Raw genomic sequence first — 10,114 nt, 5'->3', positions numbered from 1 at the left:
TGCGTGGTGTACTAGTGCACTATGCAGTCCCCGGGGTGCACACCCCGGGAACAGGTCGGCCCCGGTGCGCACACACCGGGGCCGAGCCGACCGCCTCGAAGTGGATGGAGAGGAGATCGACGTGCCGATCGTGGCACTGCGGCGCCGGCTGGCGCTGCTCTGGGCCCGTGTCCATGGGCGTTTTCGCAGGTCGGGTGAGGTGCACACCTCCACTCGGCTGATCTTGCCGCCGGCCGTCCGGCCCGGTGAGGCCCGGCCAGAGCTCCCGGCCGTGCCGGAGGACTTCCGCCTTGGGGCGCCCGATGCCGCTGAGCTGAGCCTGAGGGCTCGGCTGCGGTCGCGGATGAGCCAGGGGGGCCGGCGATGAGCACGGACCAGACGGAGACCGTGCCGGCGGACTGGTGGGACCGGCTCTACGACGGGTCGGCCGACACCGCAGCGCCGCCGGTCACCGAAAAGGACCAGGTCAGCGCCCCGGGCGACGACGTCGACGAGGACGTCGACCAGGACCTCGACGAGGACCAGGACGACGACCAGGTCGACGAGGACGAGGACCAGGACGACGGCGACGAGTCGGGGGACCGGCCGAAGAAGAAGCGGCGGTCGGCCCGTCTGGCGCGGCCGAAGCAGTCGGCGGCCGACTGGTACGCGGACCTGTCCGCGCCGTCCCGCCACCTGCTCTACAACGGCTCGGCGGCCGGCGCCGGTTGTTTTACGGGCCTGGTCAGCGCGGTGCACGGCTGGATCGAGGACTGCGGCGACGACTACAGCATCGGCGCCGCGCTGAGCCTCGGCGTGATGGTGATCGCCGCCGCCGCCGTGGTCGTCGACATGCGCTCGCGCGGCTGGTGGCCGCCCCTGGCCTGGATCGGCCGTATCCCCCTTGCCTCCTGCGTTCTCGCGCTGGGCCTCTACGCGCCCGCCGCCTCCCTCTGACCTGCGGAAAGGACTGATTGATCATGTTGATTGCTGCTGATGTGGCCGCCGCTCCGGCGGAGGCGACCCCGGGCGTGATGGACGGGGAGATCCTGGGACAGCTCGGGACCGGCGGCGCCGCGCTCGTGGTGACCGTGGTGTTGTGGCTCGGCATGAAGGCGACGGCCGACAAGGGCCGGCAACTCCCGTGGGGCGTCGTGCTGCTGCTCGGGGCGATGTCCGCCACCCTCTACGCGGCGGCCGGCGGCTTCTGGTCCATGCCCGCCGACATCCTGGGCGAGTTGCTGATCGCGGTGGGCGTGGGCACCGGCACCGGGCCGGCCGGCAACGTCGGGATGGGCGCCGTCGCCTGCGTCTGCGCGGCGGTCATCTACTGGCGGAAGCTGACGCTCCCGCAGCTGGCGGTCATGGGGTTCGTCGCCGCGTACGTCGCCGGCCGCGCCGGCGGCATCTGGGGCGTGGGCGCCGACCTGCTCGCTAGCTTGGGCCGGATCGTGGGGGCCTGAGCCATGGACCAGCACACCGACGAGGCCGTCGTCGACGAGGCGCCGGCCGTGGAGCAGGAGGCCAAGCCGCGGGGCGGCGTGCGCGAGGTGCTGTCCGCCCGCCACGCGCTCGACGAACTGGCGGCCGGCTCGCAGGAGTTGGTCCGCCGGGCCACGCTGTGGGTCGCTTCGGGGGAGGGCTGGCAGGGGTCCGCTCGCCGCCTCGGGGCGGTCGTCGCCGGCGCCGTCGTCGCCGTCCGCGCCACGGGCGACTACCCGATCATCCCGGCCGTGGCGGTCACCGGCTGGTGCATTGCCGCCTGGGTGCTGCCCTCGGTCCCCTACTCCCCCGGCGTCAAGGCGCCTGCGGAGGCAGGGGAGCAGGGGCAGCACTCCCCCGACGACGACCAGGTCGACGCCGCCGGCGACGGCCAGGAGCTCGACGAGGACGGGGCGCCGGCCGCCGTCGACCGGGACTCCGTGCTCCAGCTCGTGCGTGACGTCGCCGGCGACCGCCACGGCGCGCACCTCGACGACGTCCTCGATGCCGGCCTTCGAAGCGGCCTGCTCACCGGCTGGGACAAGGGCACGCTCCGTGCCGAGTTGGAAGGCTGGGACGTGCCCGTGCTCGACCAGTTGAAGCTCCGCTTCGACGGCCGCCAGCGCAACCGCGTCGGGGTCCGGCTGGCCGACCTCCCGCCGGCCCCCGAGCGGCCCGCCCCGGCGCCCGCCCAGCCGGCCCCCGAGGCGGCCGACGAGCCGGTCTCCGAGGCGCCCGCCGGGGCGGTGGTCGGGGCCTCCCCTCCCCCCGCTCCTGGCGCCCCCCAGGGGGCTGGGTAGGGCCGGTAGTTCTCCCAGGTCAGACCCTCCCTACCGGGTCCCCTACCCCCCGCCCTACCTACCGCCCTACCGCTGTCGACTGCTTGATCCGCCGGTCTCGAACCGGCGGTGAAAGGAGCCGGACAGCACCCATACCGGTGCACACTCCCCATACCGACTCCAGACATGCCAAAGGGCGCGCCCTCAACGCCTGGACAGCACGGACGCGCCCCTCATCCCCCGACAAGGAGGACGGCTCGATGCTCTCACGGATCACCCCGCCGACGGCCCAGGAGCGGGAGGCGGCCGACCGCCGCCTGAACCAGGTCTGGGCGCCCGAACTGGCCCGCCGCGCCGACCGCGACCAGCTGCTCGCGCAGTCCGACTCGACCGGCGACCAGCAGACGACGGGCGGTGCCCACTGATGCGCGGCTGGCTGCTCGCCGCCGTGCTCCGGGTCTGGTGGACGTGCGGCGGCTGCAACCGCTCCTGCACGGACTTCGAGCGCTCGTGCCCGGACTGCGGCACCGCCGCCCCGGACACCTACTGACCCCCCACACCCCATGCCCGAGGCGGCCGGCGCAGCTTGCCGGCCTCGACCGGCCGCCTCGGGTCCCATCCCGCAAGGAACAGGAGCCACCAGGATGGCACTCACGCCGATGCCGATCACCCCCCGTCCCACGGAGGAGAAGGGCGGGCCGGTCTACCAGCCGTCGCGCGGCGGCTGGTACCCCGAGCCGCAGAAGGGCCAGCGGCCGAACACCACGGCGACCAACGCCGCCACCTTCGCCTACGACTGGCAGTGCTGCTTGTGCGGCGCCTGGTTCGAGTCGTCTGCCCCGCCCATCCTCGGACCGTCCGGCCAGCTGTGCAGCGGCTGCGCCGGCGACTGACGACGCACCGTCACATCCCGGGGGGTGTGCACCAGACCGGTGTACACCCCCTCCCCCAGCAATCAGGCCGCGCACACTGGTGCGCACCCCCCACGCGCACCCCGCGCACCACACAGAGAGTAGTTATCCGTGGATATCCCCCTCGAACTGCCGGTGCCGTGGCAGCAGGTGGCGGCCGTCGTGCTGTCGCTGCTGATCCTCGTCACCGCCGCCGTGATCGTCGCGAAGCGCCGGCCGGCGCCCGCCTCGGACGAACTGCCGGGGCGGGCCGGTATGACCATCGCTCAGTTCGCCGCCACCATCGGCGCCCTGATCAGCACCGCGATCGGCGCCAACACGGCCTGGCGCTTCGCTGAGCACTCGGTCGGCATCACCAACGACTACGAGCGCGCCGGCCTGTTCCTCGCCGGCGAGACCATCCTCATCGGCCTCGCGCTCATGGCCCGGGAGGCGATGCGCGGCCCGCAGCGCCGCGCCGGCCTCGCCGGCGTCCTCGTCTGGGCCCTGAGCCTCTTCCTGTGCGTGCCGGCGTTCGCCGAGTCCACCACCCCGGAAGAGGGCCTGAACGTGGCGGCCGCGCTCTGGCGCTCGGTCCTCGGCCCGATCGGCGCCGCCCTCATGTGGCACTTCGCCATGGGCATCGAGCTGCGGCACGAGGGCGCGGAGAACCAGTCGTTCGCCGCCGTCGTCGTCCGCCGCGTTCAGCGCGCCGTCCTGGCCCGCCTCGGGGTGGCTGTCGCCGCCGACCACACCGCCGAGCAGATCGCCCAGGAGCGAGCCATCCGCACCGCCGCCCGCCGTCTGGGCCGGTACGAGGACCTGAAGGGGACGCGGCAGCGGCGCCTCGCCCGGCGGATCGCCCGGGGCCTGAGCACCGCCGGTGTCCCGCACGACGAGGGCCTGCGCGCCCGCCTGGAACGGGAGCTGGCCGTCGCGCAGCACATCGGCGCGCTCGCCGCGCACCGGCCCGTCTCCCCGTGGTCCTTCGCCACGGTGCCGGCCCTGGCCGCGGTGCCGCTCGTGCCGCCGGCCGTCCAGCCGCCGGCCGGCTTCGAGCTCGACGTCGACCAGGTCGAGCTCCCGGTCGAGCAGTGGTGGCAGCAGGAGCAGCGGCCGGCGCCGGCCGGCACCTACGCCGCCGACTCCGGCCGGCCGGCCCGCGTCGACGTCGTCCTCCCCCTCGACGAGGACCAGGTCGACGACGACCAGGCCGACGAGGACGAGGGCGCGGACGAGTTCGAGATCCCGACTGAGCGACTGGACGAGGACGCCGCGCGCGCCCGGATCGAGTACGGATTCCAGCAGGGCTGGTCGACCCGAAAGACCGGCCGCTACGCGACCCGTTCCGCTACGTTGGTCGGGCGGGTTTACAGGGAACTGAAGAAGGCTGTAAACGCTTAATCCGCGCGGAATTCGAGAATCCCCCGGGGTAATTCCCGCCGGGGGAATCCGAATTACTCGAACCGAATATCAGAATCGCGGTGTACACCGCCTGTGCACCGAAATTGACAGGAGATCAGGAATGCACACCGACCGACATGGCCGGACACCCGCTGAGCGAATCGCCGACGTGCACCGCTACGGCGACCCGATCCCTGAATCCGACCGCGTCGCCGCGACCGAGCTCCTGGTCGACCTCCTCGACGCCGCCGCCCGCCACGGCGTGACCTGGGCCGACTTCGACGGCGTCGTCGACCTCCCCGGCGGCTGCCTCGACGCGGTGGTCTCCAACCGCCGGTTCCCCCGCAGCCGCTGACCACACAGAACGGCCCGCACCCGGTCAAGGAGGGTGCGGGCCGTTTGTCGGACTAACCAGTCACATCGGTCACTTGGGTGGGTCGACCACCACGCGCACCAACCGATACGGCATGATCAAGCCCTTAAATGCGTGAGCGGCCGGATGCCAGTCCAGCCGCTCGCGTGGCCCTCAGCTCGCTTCCTACGGCAGACACAAAGGACCACAAACGCTTTGAGCAGCGTAAAGCACGCGCTGGCGTTGTCGCCAGCCGACCCGGCCAATGAGCCGGACGTCACTCTCCCCGCGCCCCAGACGGTCTCAGAGGCCCGTCAGCGCCACCGTGCCGCCCTTGAGGCTGGCCGCGCCCGCCGCCGTCGTCTGCGGGCCTCTACGGCCGCGCAGCGGCCTTCCTCGGCCCCCTCCGGCCGTCAGGTCGAGAACCCTGCCGCGCCCGCCACGGGCGAGCCGCTCGGTAAGAGGGAAACAGAGTTTCCCCCCCCGGGCCTGAGCCACGGTCACCTTGGCGCTCTGACCAGCATCGTTGACGGCGGCGAGTGGACTCCTGACGACGCGTCCGAGGCGCTGCGGCGGGCGCGCCAGAAGGAGCGCTTCGCCGGCCGCCGGGTGCTCTGGAACATCAGCCACATCCCCGGCGTCAGGGCCTGCGGCCGTGGCGTCATCGACCACGACCAGGGCGTGGTCTTCAAGCGGCGCGACGGCCGCGTGTACACCTCCGGCACCACCCGGTGTCACTCGATCTGGTGCTGCCCCGTCGACGCGGCCAAGATCCGGGCCCGCCGCGCCGACGACGCCTCCGAGGCGTGCGTCCGGCATGTCGAGAACGGCGGCGCTGCGTACCTGGTGACGCTCACCGCCCGGCACTACAAGCGCCATCGCCTCGACGACCTCATGGACGCGATCCGCGACGCGTTCACCGCGCTCACGTCCGGTGCGCAGTGGGCCGGCGACCGCGCACGCGGCCGTGAGGGCGAGCGTCAACGCATGGGCGTCGTCGGCATCATCCGATCGACTGAGGTGACGCACTCCGAGCGCAACGGTTGGCACCCGCACCTGCACCTGATCGTCCTCATGGGCGCGGTGCAGACCCCCCGCCCGCAGATCCCGCGCAAGGAGAACCGGCCGGAGGGCTGGACGATGCCGGAGTGGGACCCGACCCCGGTGTCGTACTTCCACGTGCCCGACCCGAAGACCGCCGACCGCGCCGGCCTGAACGACGCCGACCGTCAGACGCTCGCGAACTTCGAGCGCATGCAGGACCGCTGGGACCGTCAGTGGTCCAAGTGGCTGGAGAAGCAGGGGTTCCGCCCGTCGAAGAAGTACGGCGTGCGCTGGGACCGCATCCGGACCGTCCGCGACGCCCGGGAGGCCGGCAAGTACATCGCCAAGGTCCAGGAGGAGCGACCGGGCAAGAAGCCGCGGGAGATCGGCGTCGGCAACGAGCTGGCCCGCCTCGACATGAAGGCCGGCGCCAAGATGCGCGGCGCCGCCGACGAAGGCTCGCGCACGCCGTTCGAGCTGCTGCAGCTCTACCGCCAGTACCGCAGCCTCGACGCCGACACCGCGCAGCAGCTCGGCGTCGACGTCGACGCGCGGCTCGCCCGGCTCCGCCAGCTGTGGGACGAGTACGAGACCGCGACCCGGGGCCGGCGCGCGATCGAGTGGAGCCGGCACCTTCGCGACGCGCTCGGCATGGGCGAGGAGGCCACCGACGAGGCGATCGTGGGGGAGGAGGAGAACGGCGCCGGCTTCGCCGCCGTCGACACCGACACATGGCGCCGCGTGTGCCGCCTCGGCCTCGACTTCGACGTCACCATGGCCGCCGAAATCGGCGGCTTCCCCGGCCTATCCGCCGCCCTCGACGAACTCGGCCTCACCGCCCAAGAACTCCAGCCACCCACCCTCGAATAGCTCCCCCTCCCCCGCCGTCCCCGCCACCCAAGGTCACCTTGTCCACTAACTTGCTCCGACCCGGAACCCCCTCCCCGACCAGCACCCACTGACTGAACCGAGACCACACTCACCAAGGGACGTAGCGTGGGTGTGGTCTCGGTTCTGGCGGCGGAAAAGTGCTGGTCGGGGAGGGGGAAGGTGATCCCGCAGGATCACCCCCGGAGCACCCCGGGAACGCCTCGGGATCACCCGCGCCGGCCGTCCTCGGCCGACCCCTGGGCATCGTGACGCGGAGCCGTAACGTAACGATGTCCACTAACTTGCTCCGCCCGCCGGCGGCCCTTCCCCGAGGCGCCGGCGCCCGCTTCGAGGGCGCGTGGATGCCGTCGCCGGCTGCTCCTGGCGGGCGCGCTCGACGGCCAACTCGACGGCCAGGAGCCGCGGGCGGTCGACAGGTTCGGGGGCGGCCGGCTCGACGTCGGCGGGGCCGGTTCCCAGCGGGCGGCGGTGCGTCACGCGTCCATGATCACCACGCGCGCCGGCGACTCGACGCCGCCCTCCCCCGCGCGCGGTCCGGGCCTCGACCGGTCGTCCGTCCGTCCGCCGGTGCCGGCCTACGCGCGCAGGCGCGAGCGGACGACGGACGGACGTCCATGGGTCGGCTCCGCTCCCCCGGTTCCATGGGTCGGTGTGCACCGGTGTGCCCGGTGTGCACTCGCTCCTGTGCACCGGACCGGCGGTCCGTATCCGTAGATACCTTGGTACTTCCGCCGGGGTCAGTTCGTAATGCAAGAGGTGTGGGCGTGTTGATCTTGGCGCGGCCGGAGTGCAAACGGTGTGCCTCGACTGCTCACTCCTCCGACTCATCAGGAATGCCTCGGTGTGTTCTGTAGCAGTGTTTGTGTCATGCCTCGTGATCTTGTGAATGCAAGAGCTTCGGTCGTCTCGGTGTGACGGAGAGTGCCGTCCGGTCGAGATGCAAGGGTGTGCGGGATCCGGGTCTTCGTGACGGTCGGTGAGTGCGCCGGGGCGTCGTCGGCGGCGTGCTCCTGGTCGTCGTCGTGGTCCTGGTGCTCGACGACGGCGTCCTGGTCGTGCTGGTGCCGGTGTCGGTGTCGTGGTCGGCGCTCGAGTTCGGCTCCGCGACGATCGCGGGCGGGTGGCGTGCAGCTGCTCGACGCGTTGGCCCGCGCGTCGTCTTCTCCCCTCCGGCGGCCGGCCGGCCACGGCCGGGCGTCGGTGGTCAGTGACCGCCAGTTCGGCGCCGGCCGGCCGCGCCTTCCGGTGCCGCGCGGCGGGTCAGATTTACGCGGACCAGCGATAGGAACGGCCGAGCGTCAGCGAGGTGCGCGCAACCCGCATGCGGCGCCGGCCGTTCGGCCCAAGGCGACGGTCGGGCGGGCGCGGTTCGGCAGAGAGAGCCAGTGCAGCGGCCCGCCACGGTCACCGTGACGGCAATCCGGGAGGCCACCCCTCCCCCCGTAGCTGCTTCTTTGGACGTACCTTCGTGGCGGCGTGCAGTCGGCCGCGGCGGACGCCCTAGGCCGCTCAGCGATTCCGCGCAACGGCCAGCTGGTGCTGGCGGCCGTCGCGTTGAACGGCGGCCGCGGCTGTGCCCCGTGCCGGCCGGATGGTTGGGTGGCGGGCATGACGACGACGCCACAACGGCGGTGCGCCTGGTGCCGGGGACCCGTCGAACGGAAGTCCGCCAACGGCCCCGTCCCGACGTACTGCAAGCAGGGATGCCGGCAACGCGCCTACGAGGCCCGCCGGATCGAGGAAGCCGAGAACCGCGCGTGGCGGGACAGCCTTCTTGCTGCTGGCGCCCGGTTCGGCCCGGATTCGTCAGGCCCGAACTCGTCACGTGACGACTCCGAGAACGTCTCGGACCTGTCACGTGACGGGTCTGTGACTCGCCCGGACCTGTCACGTGACGGGTCGGTGTCGGATGCCCAACCCGCGCCCGAGCAGCAGCAGGAGCCGGAGGCGCCGCCAGCTGCGGGGGGACGGGCGGCCTCTCCCCCGTCGCCGTGGGTTTCGTTCCGGGCGGGGAAGCGTCGGCCGGACCCGGGTGCCGTCCCGCTGTGGCCGGAGGACGAGGACTAGCCTGCGGCCGGCCTGGCTGGGCGTCGTCCTGGTGCTCGCGTTCTGGGGCGGGCGGTGGCCGCCGACCGGGACCGGCCGTGAGGCCGCAGCCCGGGCGGGCGGGCCAGCGGCCCGCCCCCTTGATTGAGTAGAGAAAGTTTGGACCACGCCCCGGGCCACGCGTCCGGCCGCCGTGGTGTGCACGACGAACGAGCCGGTTTACGGCCTGGTTCCGGCGCGAATTCGGGCGTCGGGTCGGGCGCATGTGAAAGCGCGCCGGAGCTGGAATGCCCCGGCGCGCTTGGCGGGTCGTGTGCACCATGACTGACAGGGGTGTGCACCCGGTCAGTTGTGGTGCTCAGTGGCGGCTCCGGTGGAATCGCCACCGACCGGGAATGGAGACCGACTCCCCGACCTCGATGATGTCCCCGGCCCCGTCGTACGACACATTCCGTCCGAGGCTTACGGGAGAACCGGCGGGAATTCCAAGTTCTTCCGCCTGTTCATCTGTGGCAGTGCTAACCGTCGTTGCCTCGGTGGTCTCGAAAATGCGCCGCCCGGTCGCTTCCTGAATCGCGGAAGGCGTGCCCCCGATAATCCGCTCCTTGGTGACGAGCTGAGGCGCCAACTCGGCCAGCTCGGCGGCGAAGTAGCTGGTAGACGCGCTAAGGGCCTCCTCGTCCGTGCGCGTCACGCGGTGCCGCTTGATGAGCTGTGCTCCCTCCTCCGCCCCGAAAAGGTCTCGAACCCAATCGGGGATATCCGAGGAAAGCGACGCCTCGGTGATAACGGCGTATTGGCCGTCCGGGTAGATCTTGCCCGTCTTCAGGGCGCGCTCGAACCGGTCGGCGGCGCTGTGGTGGACCCGGCGGGTTCGCACCACCGTGCCGACACCGACGACGGACTCAACGAGCCCGTCCGCCCGCAGCGCGGCCAACGCCTTCATCGCGGTGGCCTGCGAGATCTCCCACTGCGCGGCGAGCTGGCGGACGGACGGGACCCGGTCGCCGTCCGACAGCTCGCCGTCCGTGATCTGTCGCCTGAGCTCCTTCACCACCTGGAGATACGGCGGCGTGCGGTCTACCTGCACTTTCTCTCTCCTCCTCATGCACTGGCGCACTGGTGCGCTACACGGCACAGTACATGTTGACGTGCGTGGTGTACTAGTGCACTATGCAGTCCCCGGGGTGCACACCCCGGGAACAGGTCGGCCCCGGTGCGCACACACCGGGGCCGAGCCGACCGCC

Annotated in this window: 11 protein-coding genes; 10 read left to right on the top strand and 1 reads right to left on the bottom strand. The window is 71.9% G+C overall.

The features are described 5' to 3' along the window. The first annotated feature begins 363 nt into the window (after nt 1-363). The 10 genes from ACFWI8_RS35475 (at nt 364) to ACFWI8_RS35430 (ending at nt 8,032) form a co-directional block, all read left to right on the top strand. Nucleotides 364-936, top strand: a complete 573-nt coding sequence (locus ACFWI8_RS35475; protein WP_387100158.1) for a hypothetical protein — start codon at nt 364-366, stop codon at nt 934-936. Between the two features lie 23 nt (nt 937-959). Then, entirely contained in the window at nt 960-1,442 is a 483-nt protein-coding gene (locus ACFWI8_RS35470) for a hypothetical protein (RefSeq protein WP_387100155.1), read from the top strand. 3 nt (nt 1,443-1,445) lie between these two features. Then, a complete protein-coding gene (locus ACFWI8_RS35465; protein ID WP_387100152.1) occupies nt 1,446-2,261 on the top strand; it encodes a hypothetical protein in 816 nt (271 codons plus the stop codon). Between the two features lie 239 nt (nt 2,262-2,500). Continuing rightward, entirely contained in the window at nt 2,501-2,665 is a 165-nt protein-coding gene (locus tag ACFWI8_RS35460) for a hypothetical protein (protein ID WP_387100149.1), read from the top strand. After that, complete coding sequence (locus tag ACFWI8_RS35455) at nt 2,665-2,790, top strand: hypothetical protein (RefSeq protein ID WP_387100147.1); 126 nt, start codon at nt 2,665-2,667, stop codon at nt 2,788-2,790. Before ACFWI8_RS35460 ends, ACFWI8_RS35455 begins: the two co-directional genes overlap by 1 nt. A gap of 94 nt (nt 2,791-2,884) precedes the next feature. Next, complete coding sequence (locus ACFWI8_RS35450; protein WP_387100144.1) at nt 2,885-3,133, top strand: hypothetical protein; 249 nt, start codon at nt 2,885-2,887, stop codon at nt 3,131-3,133. A 129-nt stretch (nt 3,134-3,262) separates the two neighbouring features. Next, a complete protein-coding gene (locus ACFWI8_RS35445) occupies nt 3,263-4,534 on the top strand; it encodes a hypothetical protein (protein ID WP_387100141.1) in 1,272 nt (423 codons plus the stop codon). 121 nt (nt 4,535-4,655) lie between these two features. Next, nucleotides 4,656-4,889 (top strand): hypothetical protein, encoded by a 234-nt coding sequence (locus ACFWI8_RS35440; RefSeq protein WP_387100138.1) that lies wholly within the window; start codon nt 4,656-4,658, stop codon nt 4,887-4,889. A 606-nt stretch (nt 4,890-5,495) separates the two neighbouring features. Next, nucleotides 5,496-6,800, top strand: coding sequence for a hypothetical protein (locus tag ACFWI8_RS35435; RefSeq protein ID WP_387100135.1), 1,305 nt, complete (start codon nt 5,496-5,498; stop codon nt 6,798-6,800). A gap of 1,001 nt (nt 6,801-7,801) precedes the next feature. Further along, on the top strand, nt 7,802-8,032 hold the full coding sequence (locus ACFWI8_RS35430) for a hypothetical protein (protein WP_387100132.1): 231 nt from the start codon (nt 7,802-7,804) through the stop codon (nt 8,030-8,032). 1,193 nt (nt 8,033-9,225) lie between these two features. Here the strand turns inward: ACFWI8_RS35430 and ACFWI8_RS35425 are convergent. Next, the gene (locus tag ACFWI8_RS35425) at nt 9,226-9,975 is read right to left on the bottom strand and encodes a GntR family transcriptional regulator (protein WP_387100129.1); all 750 of its coding nucleotides are present in this window, start codon (nt 9,973-9,975) and stop codon (nt 9,226-9,228) included. Between the last annotated feature and the right edge of the window lie 139 nt (nt 9,976-10,114).

It is taken from the genome of Streptomyces sp. NPDC127098, assembly GCF_042722465.1.
GTDB classification, from domain to species: domain Bacteria; phylum Actinomycetota; class Actinomycetes; order Streptomycetales; family Streptomycetaceae; genus Streptomyces; species Streptomyces millisiae.
Note: the sequence above shows the minus strand (reverse complement) of the source record. Positions and strands in the feature narration are given on the sequence as shown.